20 protein-coding genes and 1 riboswitch are annotated in these 17,005 nt (G+C 33.5%); of the genes, 13 read left to right on the forward strand and 7 right to left on the reverse strand.

The features are described 5' to 3' along the window. The first annotated feature begins 33 nt into the window (after positions 1–33). From EV143_RS07755 to EV143_RS07805, 11 genes are all read left to right on the forward strand, one after another. Complete coding sequence (locus EV143_RS07755; RefSeq protein WP_133507392.1) at positions 34–471, forward strand: lipocalin-like domain-containing protein; 438 nt, start codon at positions 34–36, stop codon at positions 469–471. Between the two features lie 75 nt (positions 472–546). Beyond that, a complete protein-coding gene (locus EV143_RS07760; RefSeq protein ID WP_133507393.1) occupies positions 547–1,107 on the forward strand; it encodes a DNA-3-methyladenine glycosylase I in 561 nt (186 codons plus the stop codon). Positions 1,108–1,207: 100 nt separating this feature from the next. Continuing rightward, a riboswitch (TPP riboswitch) is annotated at positions 1,208–1,305 on the forward strand. 63 nt (positions 1,306–1,368) lie between these two features. Next, positions 1,369–1,575 (forward strand): sulfur carrier protein ThiS, encoded by a 207-nt coding sequence (thiS, locus tag EV143_RS07765; RefSeq protein ID WP_133507394.1) that lies wholly within the window; start codon positions 1,369–1,371, stop codon positions 1,573–1,575. Between the two features lie 118 nt (positions 1,576–1,693). Further along, a complete protein-coding gene (gene thiC / locus EV143_RS07770; RefSeq protein ID WP_133507395.1) occupies positions 1,694–3,517 on the forward strand; it encodes a phosphomethylpyrimidine synthase ThiC in 1,824 nt (607 codons plus the stop codon). A gap of 30 nt (positions 3,518–3,547) precedes the next feature. Beyond that, complete coding sequence (locus tag EV143_RS07775; protein WP_133507396.1) at positions 3,548–4,150, forward strand: thiamine phosphate synthase; 603 nt, start codon at positions 3,548–3,550, stop codon at positions 4,148–4,150. Further along, positions 4,117–4,872: a hydroxymethylpyrimidine/phosphomethylpyrimidine kinase gene (locus EV143_RS07780; RefSeq protein ID WP_133507397.1), complete on the forward strand. Its 756-nt coding sequence runs from the start codon at positions 4,117–4,119 to the stop codon at positions 4,870–4,872. Before EV143_RS07775 ends, EV143_RS07780 begins: the two co-directional genes overlap by 34 nt. Further along, on the forward strand, positions 4,862–5,500 hold the full coding sequence (locus EV143_RS07785) for a thiamine phosphate synthase (RefSeq protein ID WP_133507398.1): 639 nt from the start codon (positions 4,862–4,864) through the stop codon (positions 5,498–5,500). The genes EV143_RS07780 and EV143_RS07785 overlap by 11 nt, the downstream gene beginning before the upstream one ends. Then, the gene (locus tag EV143_RS07790; protein WP_133507399.1) at positions 5,481–6,257 is read left to right on the forward strand and encodes a thiazole synthase; all 777 of its coding nucleotides are present in this window, start codon (positions 5,481–5,483) and stop codon (positions 6,255–6,257) included. Before EV143_RS07785 ends, EV143_RS07790 begins: the two co-directional genes overlap by 20 nt. Positions 6,258–6,386: 129 nt before the next feature. Next, complete coding sequence (locus EV143_RS07795; protein ID WP_133507400.1) at positions 6,387–6,764, forward strand: GxxExxY protein; 378 nt, start codon at positions 6,387–6,389, stop codon at positions 6,762–6,764. A gap of 74 nt (positions 6,765–6,838) precedes the next feature. Continuing rightward, on the forward strand, positions 6,839–7,951 hold the full coding sequence (thiH, locus tag EV143_RS07800; protein ID WP_133507401.1) for a 2-iminoacetate synthase ThiH: 1,113 nt from the start codon (positions 6,839–6,841) through the stop codon (positions 7,949–7,951). A gap of 64 nt (positions 7,952–8,015) precedes the next feature. Next, positions 8,016–8,726, forward strand: a complete 711-nt coding sequence (locus tag EV143_RS07805; protein ID WP_133507402.1) for a HesA/MoeB/ThiF family protein — start codon at positions 8,016–8,018, stop codon at positions 8,724–8,726. Here EV143_RS07805 and EV143_RS07810 read toward each other — a convergent pair. The 4 genes from EV143_RS07810 to EV143_RS07825 form a co-directional block, all read right to left on the reverse strand. Then, a complete protein-coding gene (locus EV143_RS07810) occupies positions 8,723–9,517 on the reverse strand; it encodes an MOSC domain-containing protein (protein ID WP_133507403.1) in 795 nt (264 codons plus the stop codon). The two genes, EV143_RS07805 and EV143_RS07810, sit on opposite strands and share 4 nt — an antisense overlap. Before the next feature lie 5 nt (positions 9,518–9,522). Next, positions 9,523–10,158, reverse strand: coding sequence for a leucyl/phenylalanyl-tRNA--protein transferase (gene aat / locus EV143_RS07815; RefSeq protein ID WP_133507404.1), 636 nt, complete (start codon positions 10,156–10,158; stop codon positions 9,523–9,525). A gap of 228 nt (positions 10,159–10,386) precedes the next feature. Further along, complete coding sequence (locus EV143_RS07820; RefSeq protein ID WP_133507405.1) at positions 10,387–10,758, reverse strand: DUF3127 domain-containing protein; 372 nt, start codon at positions 10,756–10,758, stop codon at positions 10,387–10,389. A gap of 30 nt (positions 10,759–10,788) precedes the next feature. Continuing rightward, the gene (locus EV143_RS07825) at positions 10,789–11,664 is read right to left on the reverse strand and encodes a flavin reductase family protein (RefSeq protein WP_133507406.1); all 876 of its coding nucleotides are present in this window, start codon (positions 11,662–11,664) and stop codon (positions 10,789–10,791) included. A gap of 159 nt (positions 11,665–11,823) precedes the next feature. On the opposite strand from EV143_RS07825, the gene EV143_RS07830 reads away from it, so the two are divergent. Next, positions 11,824–12,972, forward strand: a complete 1,149-nt coding sequence (locus EV143_RS07830) for a sensor histidine kinase (protein ID WP_133507407.1) — start codon at positions 11,824–11,826, stop codon at positions 12,970–12,972. Positions 12,973–13,059: 87 nt separating this feature from the next. Here the strand turns inward: EV143_RS07830 and EV143_RS07835 are convergent, their stop codons facing one another. Further along, complete coding sequence (locus EV143_RS07835; protein ID WP_133507408.1) at positions 13,060–13,446, reverse strand: HIT family protein; 387 nt, start codon at positions 13,444–13,446, stop codon at positions 13,060–13,062. 104 nt (positions 13,447–13,550) lie between these two features. Beyond that, positions 13,551–14,027, reverse strand: coding sequence for a transcription elongation factor GreA (greA, locus tag EV143_RS07840; RefSeq protein ID WP_133507409.1), 477 nt, complete (start codon positions 14,025–14,027; stop codon positions 13,551–13,553). A gap of 155 nt (positions 14,028–14,182) precedes the next feature. Here greA and EV143_RS07845 point away from each other — a divergent pair, with 155 nt between their 5' ends. Next, a complete protein-coding gene (locus tag EV143_RS07845) occupies positions 14,183–14,599 on the forward strand; it encodes a Rieske (2Fe-2S) protein (RefSeq protein WP_133507410.1) in 417 nt (138 codons plus the stop codon). Between the two features lie 56 nt (positions 14,600–14,655). Here the strand turns inward: EV143_RS07845 and EV143_RS07850 are convergent, their stop codons facing one another. Next, positions 14,656–16,818: a TonB-dependent receptor gene (locus EV143_RS07850; protein WP_133507411.1), complete on the reverse strand. Its 2,163-nt coding sequence runs from the start codon at positions 16,816–16,818 to the stop codon at positions 14,656–14,658. Positions 16,819–17,005 lie beyond the last annotated feature (187 nt).

The following is a 17,005-nucleotide window of genomic DNA, read 5'->3' on the forward strand; positions in this document are numbered from 1 at the left end:
GTTAAAAATTTTAACAATTAAATCAGACCAAAAATGAAAAAATTAAGCATTCTTTTTTTATCAGTATTAGCATTAGGTTTATCAACATCATCTTGTAGTAGTGATGACGATAATGAAGGAACTTTAGAAGGAAAATGGGAACTTACAGAAGTTGGAGTAGGTTATGACGGAAAAGAAGCAGTAGGACCAGTTCAAAATGAAGGAGGTTGCAAAACTGAAATTGCAGAATATTTACAAGATGGTAAATTTACTGATACTTATTCAGAATATACAAATGATAAATGTAATACATCGTCTGAAACTGGAACATGGACAAAAGATGGTAGCAAAATTACAAGAAAATATACAGGAGATGACGAAACTGAAGTATTAGAAGTACTGGAATTAACAGGTAGTAGATTAAAAACAAAAATTACATACACAGAAAGTGGTGTAACTTTGTCAACTATCAGCGTTTACAAAAAAATCTAATTCTTACAGATTAATAATTTTGAAAACCTCAAATCTTAACTGATTTGAGGTTTTTTTATACATTTGAAATAAAAAATGGAACCAATACGATGCGGCTGGTGTACAACCAGCGATTTATATAAAAAGTACCATGATGAAGAATGGGGAGTTCCTGTTTATGACGATCCTACTTTATTTGAATTTTTAATTCTCGAAACCTTTCAGGCAGGATTGAGTTGGATTACCATTTTAAACAAAAGAGATAATTTTAGAGTTGCTTTTGATCGTTTCGACTACAAAAAAGTTGCTAATTATTCTGAAGATAAAATCGAAGATTTAATGCAAAATAACGGAATCATCCGCAACAAACTTAAAATCAAAGCAGCCGTTTCAAATGCTCAGGCTTTTATAAAAGTACAGCAGGAATTTGGAAGTTTTTCAGATTATATCTGGAAATTCACCAACGGAAAACCTATTATAAATAATCCAAAAACCTCAAAAGATGTTCCAGCCACTACGCCACTCTCAGATGAAATCAGTAAAGATTTAAAAAAAAGAGGTTTTAAATTTGTTGGTTCAACCGTAATTTACGCACATATGCAAGCAACCGGAATGGTCAATGATCACGCCGAAAATTGCTGGAAAAGAACAAACTAAAAAGTCTCAGTTTTTAGTCTGAGTTTTCGGTTTTACAAAAACTTGAAACCTGAAACTTGAAACTTTTTTAAACAACCAAACAAAAAATTACTACATTTGCTTCACACTTTAGGGGTGTCTACAATTTTGTAGGCTGAGATTTTACCCTCTGAACCTGATCTAGTTCATACTAGCGTAGGGAAAAGTAAGATGACTTCTGCGCGCATTTCTATGCGTAATTGTAGCCATTCCTAAAGTATAACTATACTAATTCAAAAAGGAATGGAATTAAAAATCAACCAACAAGTAAAACATTTCAATGCTGAATCACTTAGCATTCAGTCATTACTCGATCTCGAAATTCCCAATAAACAAAACGGAATTGCTGTTGCCATTAATAATACTGTTGTTCCAAAACTCAACTGGAACGAATACCTCGTAAAAGAAAGTGATGAAATTCTAATCATTTCTGCTACACAGGGAGGTTAGAAATAAAATTCCAAATCAATCCCGAAACTTCGGGACAAATTCCAATAACATATATGGCGTAGACGCACTGCTGTGCGCCTCTACAAACTCATAACTTATAACTCATAACTTCTCTCCTATGACTAACGAAGAACAAATTTCCAGAACACCTTTTCCAAACTCCAAAAAAGTATATGTTAACGGTGAAATTCATCCCATAAAAGTTGCAATGCGTGAAGTTATTCTTAGCGACACGAAACTTTCAAATGGTGGAATCGAGAAAAATCCGCCCGTAACGGTTTATGACACTTCTGGTCCATACACAGATCCAAACATCGAAATTGACATTCGAAAAGGATTACCGCGCTTACGCGAAAGTTGGATTCTGAATCGAAATGATGTTGAAATTCTTGAAGAAATAAGTTCTGATTACGGTCAAAGCCGATTAAAAGATGAAAGTTTAAATCATCTTCGATTCGAATATTTACATCAGCCAAAACGTGCTAAAAAAGGGAATAACGTAACGCAATTGTACTACGCCAAACAAGGAATTATAACTCCAGAAATGGAATATATTGCAATTCGTGAAAACCAAAGAATTGAACTCTTAAACGAGCAAACTAAAGCGATGCGATGCCAGCACAACGGACATAGTTTTGGAGCTAACACGCCAAAAAGTAAAATTACTCCTGAATTTGTTCGTAGCGAAGTAGCTTGTGGAAGAGCCATAATTCCAAACAACATCAATCATCCGGAAAGTGAACCGATGATTGTTGGGCGCAACTTTTTAGTGAAAATTAATGCAAATATTGGAAACAGCGCTGTGACTTCAAGCATTGAAGAAGAAGTTGAAAAAGCAGTTTGGGCGTGTCGCTGGGGTGCAGACACGATTATGGATTTATCAACGGGAAAAAATATTCATGAAACCAGAGAATGGATTATTCGTAATTCACCAGTCCCAATTGGAACGGTACCAATTTATCAGGCTTTAGAAAAAGTAAAAGGAATTGCCGAAGATTTAACCTGGGAAGTTTTTAGAGATACTTTAATCGAACAGGCAGAACAAGGCGTTTCATATTTCACGATTCATGCAGGAGTTTTACTGCGTTACATTCATTTAACTGCTGATCGCGTTACCGGAATTGTTTCCCGGGGCGGATCGATCATGGCGAAATGGTGTTTATTCCATCATAAAGAAAACTTTCTGTATACCCATTTTGAAGAAATCTGCGAAATTATGAAACAATATGATGTTGCTTTTTCTTTAGGCGATGGTTTGCGTCCGGGTTCTATTGCAGATGCTAACGATGCCGCTCAATTTGCCGAATTAGAAACTCTTGGCGAATTAACCAAAATTGCCTGGAAACATGATGTTCAGGTTTTTATTGAAGGCCCTGGTCACGTACCAATGCATATGATTAAAGAAAATATGGACAAACAATTAGAACATTGTCATGAAGCTCCATTTTACACTTTAGGACCATTAACTACTGATATTGCTCCGGGTTATGATCATATTACTTCGGCAATTGGGGCTGCAATGATCGGTTGGTACGGTTGCGCCATGTTGTGTTATGTAACACCGAAAGAACATTTGGGTTTACCCAATAAAAAAGATGTAAAAGATGGCGTAATAACGTATAAAATTTCTGCTCATGCTGCAGATTTGGCAAAAGGTCATCCGGGTGCGCAATATCGTGATAATGCCTTAAGTAAAGCACGTTTTGAATTCCGTTGGGAAGACCAATTTAATCTTTCACTTGATCCTGACACAGCGAGAGAATTTCATGATGAAACGCTTCCTGCTGATGGAGCAAAAGTGGCCCATTTCTGTTCGATGTGCGGACCTAAATTCTGTTCTATGAAAATATCGCAGGAAATTCGCGACGTCGCCGCAGCCGAAAAAGGTATGCAGGAGAAATCAGAAGAATTTATTGAGCAAGGGAAAGAGATTTATATTTAGAAAATAGAGGAAAGAATAAAGAGAAAAGATATGATTGTGATAACAAATCCTTCTTTTATTGAAGCTGAAATAAGCATTATTAATTCTTTGTTTGAAGAAGGATTGTCTTTGCTTCATATTCGGAAACCTGATTTTTCTGAATTTGAAATGGCTTCCTTTATTCATCAGATAAAATTAGAACATCGTTCTAAATTGGTATTGCATAATCATCATGATCTGGCGGAAAATTTTGGAATTAACAGATTTCATTTTTCTGAAAAAGAAAGAAAATACGAAGTTAATAATCCCTCAATCTTTCCAAAACATTGTAAGTATAAATCAACAGCAACACATTCCATTCAAGATTTCAATTCTTTAGAAAATGATTTTGATTACGCTTTTTTAAGTCCGGTTTTTACCAGCATTTCAAAAGAAGATTATCATCCAAGAGAGAATCTTTTTGAATCTTTAAAATCAAGAACCAATTTTAAAGCAAAAGTTATCGCATTAGGCGGAATTAATGCTGAAAATATTGAAAAAACACTCCAAAATGGTTTTGATGATGTCGCACTTTTAGGAAGTATCTGGAAGAATGAAAATCCAATAAAACAATTTAAATTATGTCAAAAAATCGTCCGTTCGTACTCAGTATAGCTGGTTTTGATCCTTCAGGAGGCGCAGGTGTTCTGGCAGATATCAAAACATTCGAACAGCATCAGGTTACTGGTTTTGCCATTATAACGGCCAACACCATTCAAACTGAAAATGAGTTTCATGCCATTGAATGGACTAATTTGAGTTTTGTAATTCGTTCTATTGAAACTTTATTTCAAAGCTACACAATTAGCGCTGTAAAAATTGGTATTATGCCTTCTTTAGAATATTTAAACAGAATTCTTTCTACTGTAAAACTGCTTTCTCCAGCAACGCAGATTGTCTGGGATCCAGTCTTAAAATCATCTACAAAATTTGAATTTACAAAGATTGAAGATGAATTATTTTTAGAAAAAGTCCTATCTAAAATTGATTTGATTACACCTAATTATCATGAAATGGAATTTTTATTTCCGGGATTTCCTGAAAATAAATTTTTGTTAGAAAATGAAATTCAAACTCCTATTTTATTAAAAGGAGGACATAATACCGCAAATGTTGGTACGGATAGATTATTTCTTAAAAATGAAATTATCGACTTTTTGTCTTCAGAAAAAAAATGTTCCGAAAAACATGGTTCGGGATGCGTATTATCCTCTTCTATTACAGCCAATTTAGCCCTAAATCAACCTATTACGGAAGCCTGCAAAAATGCTAAAACCTACATTGAAAAATACCTGAGTTCAACTTCAACTTTAATAGGATATCATTATGTATCATAAACTGCAATACATTTCACAGGGAAAAACAATCGAAGAACAATTGTATAATATTCATCAGGCGCTAGATGCAGGATGCGACTGGATACAAATGCGATTTAAAGATCAAGATGCAAAAAGCACTTTTGCTTTAGCCGAAGCTGTAAAGCTTTTATGCGAAGAATATCTCGCCAATTTTATTGTAAATGACAATCTATATCTCGCACAGCAAATCGCGGCTGACGGGGTTCATTTGGGTTTATCAGATATGAAAATTGATGAAGCACGAGCCATTTTAGGAAATACCAAAATCATTGGAGGAACAGCAAATAACTTTGAAAATATTGAAAATCATGTAAAAAATGGCTGTGATTATATTGGTTTGGGACCTTTCAGGTTTACCACAACAAAAGAAAAATTAAGTCCGATTTTGGGTTTATCAGGCTATTTTGAAATTCTTCAAAAAATGAAAAAAAACAAAATTGAGATTCCGGTTTATGCCATTGGAGGAATCACATTAAAAGATATAAATCCGTTAATGGAAACCGGAATTCACGGAATTGCCGTTTCAGGAATGATTACAGAGAGTGATCAAAAAAAGAAATTAATTAAACAGCTAAACGAAAAATTATATGCAAACGTCATTGTTTAAAATTGGAGATAAAACCTTAAACTCTCGCCTATTCATCGGAACGGGAAAATTTGGTTCTAACCAACAAATGGAAGAAGCGATTTTAGCTTCAGAAAGTGAATTGGTTACAGTTGCCTTAAAACGCATTGATCTCGAAACTGAAACTGATGCTATTTTATCGCATTTAAAACATCCGAGAATAAATTTATTGCCTAATACTTCAGGCGCCAGAAATGCAAAAGAAGCTGTTTTTGCTGCTCAATTGGCTCGTGAAGCATTAGAAACAAACTGGATAAAACTCGAAATTCATCCGGATCCAAAATATTTAATGCCGGATCCTATTGAGACATTAAAAGCGACAGAAGAATTAGCCAAGCTTGGTTTCTTTGTTTTGCCTTATATCCATGCTGATCCTGTTTTGTGCAAACATTTAGAAAATGCAGGAACTTGCGCTGTTATGCCTTTGGGTTCGCCAATTGGAAGCAATAAAGGTCTAAAAACGATTGATTTTCTGGAGATTATCATCGAACAAAGCAATGTTCCTGTAATTGTCGATGCGGGAATTGGCGCTCCCTCTGATGCCGCAAAAGCAATGGAAATTGGTGCCGATGCTGTTTTGGTAAATACCGCAATTGCCGTTGCCGGAAATCCTAAATTAATGGCTGAAGCTTTTAAGGAAGCTGTTATAGCAGGCCGAAAAGCTTTTGAAGCTAGAATTGCTATTCAGCAAAATTATGCTGTGGCTTCTAGTCCTTTGACTTCTTTTTTATATGAATAATTATTTCACGCAGATTTTGCAAATTTAAGCAGATTAAAATTGATTTATTTTTTTGATTGATCAATTTAATAGTGGATTAAAAATGAAAGAAAATTCTTTATTTTTGTTTTGAGATCAAAGTAAAGAATTATGATGGAAAATGAAATATCATATAAAATTAGAGGAGCAATTTTTAAAGTATATAACAATTTAGGACCTGGCTTATTTGAATCTGTCTATGAAAGTGCATTGTTTTATGAATTGGAAAAACTAGAATTAAAAGTCCAAAAGCACATTGAAGTAACAATTCCATATGATGAAATAATATTAGATCCTGCCTTTAGACTTGATTTATTAGTTGAGGATAAAGTAATTATTGAGTTAAAATCTGTCGAAGAATTGGCGCCAATACATTATAAACAAATTGCAACATATCTCCGACTAGCTAATAAGAGGTTAGGCTTACTCGTAAATTTTAATACCTTAAATATTTTGAATGATATAAAAAGAATAGCAAATAAAATATAAAAGAGCATGACTTGAATTAAAATCAATTTTAATCTGCTTAAATCTGCAAAATCTGCGTAAAAAAAAACAATACAATGAAAACATTCAAATCAGTTTTTGAGCAATATGATTGGGATACCATTCAATCTAAAATATATAAAACTACATCAAAAGATGTCGAATATTCTTTAACCAAAACCAAACGAAATCTCGATGATTTTTTAGTTTTAATTTCTCCTGTTGCTCAAAATTATTTAGAGCAAATGGCTCAACAATGCCATCAAATCACCAAAAAACGTTTCGGAAAAACCATTCAAATGTATGCGCCGCTTTATTTAAGCAACGAATGCCAGAATATTTGTACCTATTGTGGATTTAGTTTAGATAATAAAATCAAACGAAAAACACTTTCTGATAATGAAATTAAACTGGAAGTTCAAGCTTTAAAAGAAACAGGTTTTGATCATGTTTTACTGGTTACAGGCGAAGCAAATTATACCGTAAATATTAATTATTTCCTGAATGCAATTGCTTTGATCACAGAACAATTTTCGATTATTTCTGTTGAAGTTCAGCCACTTTCCACAGAAGATTATGAACGTTTGCATGAAGCTGGTGTTTATTCGGTTTTGGTTTATCAGGAAACCTATCATCAGGAAGTTTACAAAAAATACCATACAAAAGGTAAAAAGTCAAACTTCGATTATAGGTTAGAAACTCCTGACCGAATTGGAACGGCTGGAATTCATAAAATAGGTTTAGGCGTCTTGTTAGGTTTGGAAGATTGGCGAACGGATAGTTTCTTTAATGCTTTACATTTAGATTATCTTCAAAAAAAATATTGGCAAACTAAATATTCTGTTTCATTTCCTCGACTTCGACCTGCGGAAGGCATTATCGAACCGAATTTTGTTATGGACGATAAGGATTTGACACAACTTATTTGTGCTTATCGTTTATGGAATGAGGATTTGGAAATCTCGATTTCTACACGCGAAAACGAAAAATTCAGAAACAATATAATTCCCATTGGCGTTACCAGTATGAGCGCTGGATCTAAAACAAATCCGGGTGGTTATGTTGTTGATCCGCAATCATTAGAGCAATTTGAAATTAGCGATGAGCGTTCTGCAAAAGAAATTGCCCAAATCATAAAAAACTCCGGTTACGAACCCGTTTGGAAAGATTGGGACAAAAGTTTCAATTAAGGAAATTCCAAACTAAAAATTCCAAATTCCAACCTCAATCTAAAATCAGCAATCTAAAATTACAATGAGCATTATACAAGAATTTTTACGTTACAACAGACAAACCATTCTTCCGGAAATCGGAGATGAAGGTCAGGAAAAACTCAAAAAAGCAAAGGTATTAGTAATTGGAGCCGGAGGTTTGGGTTGTCCCATTTTACAATATATTGCAACGGCTGGAGTTGGTTTTATTGGAATTATGGATTTTGATTCGATTGAAATTCACAATTTACATCGGCAGATTTTATATACCGAAAATGAAATTGGTCAGGAAAAAGCTCTTGTAGCAAAAGAAGTCGTTTCAAAACTGAATCCATTAATTGAAGTTAAAGCAATTCCCGAAAAATTGACTTTAGAAAATGCATCGCACATTATTCAACAATATGATATAATTGTTGATGGTTCAGACAATTTTGCAACACGCTATTTGGTCAACGATACCTGCGTTCAATTTCAAAAACCATTAGTTTACGGAAGTATTTTAAAGTATGAAGGTCAGGTTGCCGTTTTTAATCATAAAGGAAGTAAAAATCTGCGTGATTTATTTCCGGAAATACCAGATCCAAAAGATGTTCCGAATTGTAATTTGAATGGTGTTTTAGGAACTTTACCGGGAATTATTGGCACAATGATGGCACATGAAACCCTAAAATTAATTTTAGAATTACCTGTCTTAAAAAATGAACTAGTGCTGTTTAATACGCTAAATTGGAGCTTTACAAAACTGAATTTCTAGAAAACAACTTCATCTCCAACACTAATAATTCCTGAATTGAAACTCACGATATTAGTTCCAAATAAAACTGAATTATTTACGTTTCTGTATTTGCTTAAGGTTTTTAGTGGTTCTTTTTTTAGTTTGCCGTTTTTAGGGTCATTATTAACCATAATACATCTTCCGCAAGGTTTTATATTTTTAAATTGAACTTCTCCAATTTTAAAAGTATCAAAATAATCTTCTTCATGAGGATTTTGACTGCTTATGACAATGTTAGGACGAAATCTTAAAACAGAGATTTTATCCTGTAATTTTTCATTTAAGAAATCCATACTTTCTGTTCCGACTAATAAATACGGATAACCATCAGCCAGACTTACATTGAAGGTTTCTTTTAATTTAGAACTTTCATGTTTACGATTTCCAATTCTGATAATTTTGACCAATTTACATTCGAAACCTAACTTGTCGCTAAACCATTTTGAAGTTGCTTTATTTACTTCAACGACCTCGCTATCGTCTTCCCAAACTTTTACATCAATTGGTTGGTCTAAATTTTCATTTATAAAAAATTCATGTTTTTGGTTTTCAAAAATAATTTCAATTTTTTCCTCTGAAATCTGTGGATAAAACTGACTCATAATTCGATGTTCTCTTTGCGTTATCATTTGATTTTCAGCATCAATCAACATCCATCTTCGATCATTTTCGAATCCCATTTCTTCAGCTAAAGCGCTTTGGCAACGTATTCCTGCCAGGCTTTTTATCGGATAAATATAAATTTCTTTTACAACATGAATTGTACTCATTTTTACTAACTTTTTAAAATAGACATAAATTCATCACGATCAATTTCGCGACAGCCTAAACTTTCTAAATGCGGATTGTAAACCTGGCAATCTAAAAGTTTATAATTTCCTTCTCTTAAATAATTTACTAAAGTAATAAAAGCCGCCTTTGATGCATTCGATACTTTTGAAAACATACTTTCACCACAAAAAACATTACCTAAATCAATGCCATATAAACCACCAACTAAAACCTCATCTTGCCAAACCTCAACAGATTTTGCAATTCCCTGTGCATGTAAATCGCAATAAGCATCAATCATTTCGTTTGAAATCCAGGTTCCGTCCTGACCTTCTCTTTTTATGTTTTGGCAGTTCGAAATGACTTCGGCAAAATTTTGATTAAAGGTAATTTTAAACATCTTTCTGTTCAAAATATTCCGCATGCTTTTAGACACTATCAATTCATCCAAAAACAAAACCATTCTGGGATCCGGTGACCACCAAAGAATTGGTTCTCCTTCATTAAACCAAGGAAAAATACCATTACTGTAAGCCAGCTTCAACCGCTCTGGATTTAAATCGCCGCCAACTGCAAGAATTCCTTCTTCATCGGTTTCTGAAACTGGAGGGAAATATAAATCTTTATCTATGTAATACATTTTTTAAATAAAATTCCAATGTTGAAAATTCCAAATTCCATGTAATCTGTGTCATTTCAACCGAAGGGAGAAATCACACAACGCTGATCACGCACTGTTGTCGAATACTTGATGTGATTTCTCCCTTCGGTCGAAATGACACAAACTGAGAGGAAAACAAAATTCCAAATCCCAAATACACTTTAATGATTTGGAATTTGGAATTTGTTTTTTGAAATTTAAACTCTTTTAGAAAGGTAAATCGTCCGGTTCGTCTTCGTTTAAATTAGTAGCCGGAGCAAATGCTTCTGCAGCAGGCATTGGAGGAGTTTGTCCAGGTCCTTCCGGAGCTACTCTTTCAATTCTCCAACCTTGAATACTATTGAAATATTTGGTTTCTCCTTGTGGATTAACCCATTCTCTTCCTCTTAAATTGATAGAAACTTTTACTGCCTCTCCTTGTTTATAGCTACTTAATAAATCGCATTTATCTTGTGTAAATTCGATTAAAATGTGTTGTGGATATTGCTCATCAGTAGTAACAACTAATTCTCTTTTTTTAAATGAGGCACTAACTTGTTGCTCTGGGTTAACCACTTTAACTTTTCCTGTAACTTCCATCTTCGTCTATATTTATTATTGTTTCTTTTCTTATTTTTTTGCTAAAAGTACTTTCCAAGCCGACTCAACGTCATCATTATCAAGGTATTTTTTAGCTTCTAAGTATATTTTTTCCTGATCATCAGAGCTTAAAACTCCTTTCACAGAAAAATTTTCTTTCACAAATATACTAACTTCTTCTGTTGTAGGCAAGGCTTCGATGTTTCCTAATTTACCAAGATCATTTCCACTAAAAAAAGGGCTTTCCTTGACATTATTCGGAATCACGTCTACTCCAACGCCTAAAGTTGTAAGTGGTTTTGCGACTTCAAAAAGTCCTTGGTTAGATCTTGAATACCAATTATTTCCTAATCTCGAAACCAAATCAATCTTATGCTGATCAATACCTCCATTTTCATCTAAAACAGATTCATCAATATGAATTTTAACCACTTCGCAAAGTACTAAATTCCCTGCTCCGCCTTCTGTTCCTAACGGAATAATCTGTGTGACTTTGCACTCAAACTGCACCGGAGATTCTTTTACACGATAGGGTTTTACCAAATCTGACGGAATTTGTGTTAATCCGGCTTTTATAAATTCGTTTACACCTTCTGCATATTCTGTACTAGCTAATGATGTTTGTTGTACCAAATCATAATTAACTACATTAATTACTACTTCACGAGTGGCTTCAACATTGATCAAAGTATGTTTAACGGTATTGTCGCGCACGCGTCTTGCCGGTGAAAAAACCAAAATTGGCGGATTGGCACTAAACACATTAAAGAAACTAAAAGGCGATAAATTCGGTATTCCTTTTGTACTCATTGTACTGGCAAAAGCAATAGGCCTTGGCCCTACAGTACTTTGCAAATAGCCGTGCAATTTTGCTGTTGAAATCTCTTTTGGATCAATGCTAATCATACTTTTTCTTTTTAACCAAATCTCGTTTTGGCAACTACAAAAGTATAGAAATCGTTTAAGCAAAAGAAATAGTTTTTGACTTAAAAACAAAAATGTTTAACGCAATACAAAATATTAAATGTGTATATTTCGTTATATTTATACCACAAAAATTACTTTATGCGTTTTTCTGAAAGTAGAAATACAACTCGTTGGGTCATCATTTTTATTTCCTTTTCGATCATTACTCTGATTCTCTGGAATACTTATACTTTTTTCCAAATTTTTAAAAATGAGGAAAGAATCAAAATGAAGCTTTTGGCAAATGCACAAATCGCACTAATTAATGCCGACGAAAACACTGATCTTGAACTTCCGCTTCAAATTTCGAGCAACAACACTTCTATTCCTGTAATACTAACAATGTACGACAAAATTCTGACTACCAGAAATGTACCTGAAGAAATATTAAATAACGAGAAGAAATCAATGCAGTTTTTGAGAAATCTTCAAAGCGAAAACGAACCGATTGTTTTTGAATATTCTCCGGGAAAATATCAAAAATTATATTACGGAAATTCAGCCTTACTTAATAAACTTAAATATTATCCGATTGCTTTATTGCTGATTATCTTTTTGTGTGGCGCTTTGATTTATAATTTCTATAAAAGCACCAAAATGGCAACTCAAAATAAGCTGTGGGCGGGAATGGCAAAAGAAACGGCTCATCAAATTGGTACACCTTTATCTTCTTTAATTGGCTGGGTTGAAATTTTAAAAACAGAAGAAATCGATCCATCCATTACATTAGAAATCGAGAAAGATATTGATCGTTTACAAACTATTACAGATCGTTTTTCTAAAATTGGATCAATTCCTGTTTTAGAGCCCCATGATATTATTGCTGAAACGCTGGATACTTATAATTATTTGCAATCTCGTTTTTCTAAACAGGTTGCGTTTTCATATCATGTTCCGGAAACACCAATTTTAGCCATGATAAATCCCGCGCTTCATAGCTGGACAATCGAAAATTTGGTAAAAAATGCTATTGATGCTATGAAAGGAAAGGGAACTTTAGACCTTTATATTGAGCAAGATGCGCATCATGTAAAAATAAAAGTTAAAGACTCAGGAACCGGAATTCCGAAAAAACAATTCAAAACCATTTTTGAACCCGGCTATACTACAAAAAAACGTGGTTGGGGATTGGGACTATCTTTAACTAAAAGAATTGTCGAGGAATATCATAGCGGAAAAATAAAGGTTTTACACTCTGAAATTGGAAAAGGAACTACTTTTCAGATTCAGTTAAATAAAAAAGTGTAGCAAATTATTTTACTACACTTTATATTTTTTATTATCAAAACCTTATGTTACTTGAACTTAGACTTCGCTCAGTCTCATAAAGCGATTCTATAAATTAGCCGCAATACTTTTAGCCAAAGTTTCAAACTCTTCTTTAGAAAGAGAAACTTTATTATGAAAACGCATTTCATCCATTTCGTTTAACGGAATCAAATGTACGTGCGCATGAGGAACTTCTAAACCAACAACTGCCATTCCGACTCTTTTGCAAGGAACCGTTTTTTCTAATGCAATTGCAATTTTTTTAGAAAACTTCATTAATCCTAAATACAACTCATCATCCATATCAAAAATCTTATTGATTTCTTGTTTTGGAATGCAAAGTGTATGCCCTTTCGCATTTGGATTTACATCTAAAAAAGCTAAATAATTTTCATCTTCAGCTATTTTATAAGATGGAATTTCTCCGTTTACTATTTTGGTAAATATTGACATTGTTTAGATTTTTAGACTTTTTAGATATTAGACTTCTTAGATTTTTGCTTTTTGACTTTTAAACGATTAAACTACAACCGATTAAACAGTTAAACAATAAAAAATTAGTCTCTTGAAATTTCAAGGATTTCAAATTTCAAAACTCCGTTTGGTACTGTAATTTCTGCTACTTCTCCAACAGATTTTCCAAGTAAACCTTTTCCAATAGGAGATGTTACTGAGATTTTTCCTGTTTTCAAATCAGCTTCACTTTCTGCAACAAGTGTATAGGTCATTTCCATTCCGTTGCTTTGGTTTTTAATTTTTACATTAGAAAGTACCAACGCTTTTGAAACGTCTAGTTGTGATTCGTCAATTAATCTTGCATTAGAATATACTTCTTCCAGTTTAGAAATTCTCATTTCTAATAAACCCTGCGCCTCTTTTGCCGCATCATATTCTGCATTTTCAGATAAATCTCCTTTGTCTCTTGCCTCTGCTATATCTTGAGATGCTTTTGGACGCATCACACTTTTCAGGTGCTCCAATTCATCTTTTAATTTTTTTAATCCTTCTGCGGTATAATAAGATACTTTACTCATAACTTCATCGTTTATATAAATACAAAAAATCCCATCGGAACGGGATTTTGTATTACAAATATACTATTATTTTTAATAGTACATAATTATATGTTAATCATATAGAATTCAAAACTAAATAATTTAATTTTGTTTCACTAATACCTTCTAAAATAATGAAAAAATTCTGGCTCTTCATCGTATTAACTTCTGTATTTTTATCTTGTAGTGATAACAATAGAAGCAATAGCAATCCTAAAATACCTAATTATTCGGTTAATGCTTATCTTAATACTAGTTTGCCCGCTTATAATAACCTTAACTATATTAGCAATCCGGTTTTTGTTTCTAACTATGGCGCGAAAGGCTTAATTGTTATGAAAACGGGTGAAGGAACTTACACTGCTTTTGATGCTGCATGCCCAAACCAGCCTTTAGCATCGTGCACTGCTATGACAATTGATGGTATAAATGCTGTTTGTTCCTGCGATAAAACTTCTTACAATCTGTTTACCGGACAGGGAGGTCAGGAATATCCAATGAAACAATATCGGGTTGAATTTTCCGGAGGCGTTGTTCACGTTTACAATTAAATAAAAAAAGCCTGAAAATTTAAAATTTTCAGGCTTTTTTTATTGGATCAAATCTCTTAGAATTTTAAAGTCAATCCGGCTAAGAAATTAATTCCCGCCTGAGGATAATAGTACGGATAAACATCATACATATATCCGTTTGAAGCATATTTTTTGTCTAAAACATTATTGACTAATCCAGTAATTATAATCGATTTAAAAATAGATTTCGGTTTTATTTCGTAAGATACATTCAAATCGTTTACAAAATAATCAGCCAATTTTGCTGCCGGCAATTCAATATTATTCATGTATTGTTCACCAACATATTTTTGTAATAGCGAGATATGAAAATTCTCAATTGGACTGTAAATGATAATATTTCCTGCAATTACTGATGGAGAATAAGCAATATCTGTTGTTCCGTAATTTTGACCTTCAACAGCTAAATCAACATTTTTATTGCTGCTTAAAGTAAAGTTTGGTCGCAATAGAAATTTGTCAGACAATTTAATAGTGGCATCAACTTCAAAACCTAAACGGTAACTTTTTTCACTGTTCGAACGAATTGGCGATCCAACATCATCAAGGGTTCCGGTTAAAATCAATTGATCTTTGTATGCCATATAATATAGATTTGAAGTCAGTTGAAATTTCTCTGAATTGAATCTCCAGCCTAATTCAAAATCATTCAGTTTTTCAGGCCTTACATTTCGGCCTTCGTAATCGGTCCTGTTAGGTTCGCGATTGGCTCTGGCGTAAGAGAAATATAGGGTGTTTTTTTGATTGATTTCAAAATTCAAACCTGCTTTTGGATTAAAGAAATTAAAGTTGTCGTCAACCAAACCTGTTTCTAAACTGTTGGCTTTGTATTTTACATTTCGATATTGTAAATCTCCGTAAAAACTTAATTTTTCTGTAAATTGATAATTGGCTTTAGCGAAAATATTTCCGTCTGTTTTTGTTGAATAATCATCGTAATAATGATCTCCCAATTCTGATTGTGAAGCGTATCTTGCCCAAATTACTTTTCCGTAATGATCGCCTTCGTATTTGTTCCAGCCACCACCAAAAATAACATCCAGTTTTTCTTCCTTATATTTTACAGAAAAAGTAGTTCCGTAAAAATCATTGTCTAACCATTTCTGACGCACTAAATCAGTTGTAGTTATGACTCCAACAGGCAGTAAATTATACTCAGCCATATCGGCATCTTCTTTATAATTTTCGTAGTAGCCTTTTCCTTTTGTGTAATGCAAAGCTAAGTTTGCACTCCATTTATCCGAAAATGATTCGTTCCAGTGCAATTGATAATGATCTTGTTGGTAATTATCAGTTTCATTATCATAAAAACGGGTATTTCCGGCTTCATCAGTATACATTCCGGCAGAATTAAATCTTCGGTCTTTATTTAGCATTTCAGCGTCTATACCGTTCCAGGATTGGTATGTTTTTTCAGTTCCCCCAAAAGCCAAAGCTTTAATTAATGTCGTCTTGCCAACATACGTTCCTTGCAAAAAATATGATTTTAAATCAGAACTTCCTCTGTCAATAAATCCATCAGATTTAAGGGCAGACAAACGTCCGGCTAATTCAAAATGATCGTTTAATAAACCTGTACTAAATTTCACGGTGTTTTTTCGAGAATTGAAAGTTCCGTAAGAACTTGATATTTCACCATTTGCTTTAGATGCATAATTATCTGTCAGCATATTTAAACTGGCACCAAAAGCACCAGAACCGTTTGTTGAAGTTCCAACGCCACGCTGTAATTGTAGACTTTCTACAGAAGAAGCAAAATCAGGCATATTTACCCAAAAGGTTCCCTGGCTTTCGGCATCATTGTATGGAATTCCGTTAATAGTCACATTTACTCTTGTTGCATCGCTTCCGCGGACTCTGATTCCGGTATATCCAAAACCATTTCCAGCATCAGAAGTGGTTACAACCGAAGGCAAATAATTCATAAGAATTGGAATATCCTGACCGAGATTTCTAAATTTTATATCTTTTTTATCCAGATTACTAAAACTAACCGGCGTTTTTGTAGTAACACGAACTGCTGAAACTAGCACGTCATCAAGTTTATTGACTTTGGTAGAATCCTGTTCCTGAGCGAAAGAGTAAAGAGAATAGAAAATAGAAGAAAGAAGAAAGAAAATAGATTTACAGTTCACCTTTGAACCTTTGAACCTTTGTAACTTAGCACCTTTAAAAGTACCTTCAAAAAATGTTTTCATCCGTAAAAAATTACGAATAAAAGGGGGAATTATTCTTTTTGTTAAATTAATAAATTTGTTTCACGACAAAGTAAAGTGTGCACGCTAAAAATTTGTCGTTTATTTCCCTTAGCGACATTACTCGCTCAGGTTCGTTGGGTATGATCTCAGCTCGTTATTTAGAGCACCCCTTTGAGACGGGACAAAA

Origin of the sequence: Flavobacterium chryseum (assembly GCF_004362015.1) — a bacterium.
GTDB lineage: Bacteria > Bacteroidota > Bacteroidia > Flavobacteriales > Flavobacteriaceae > Flavobacterium.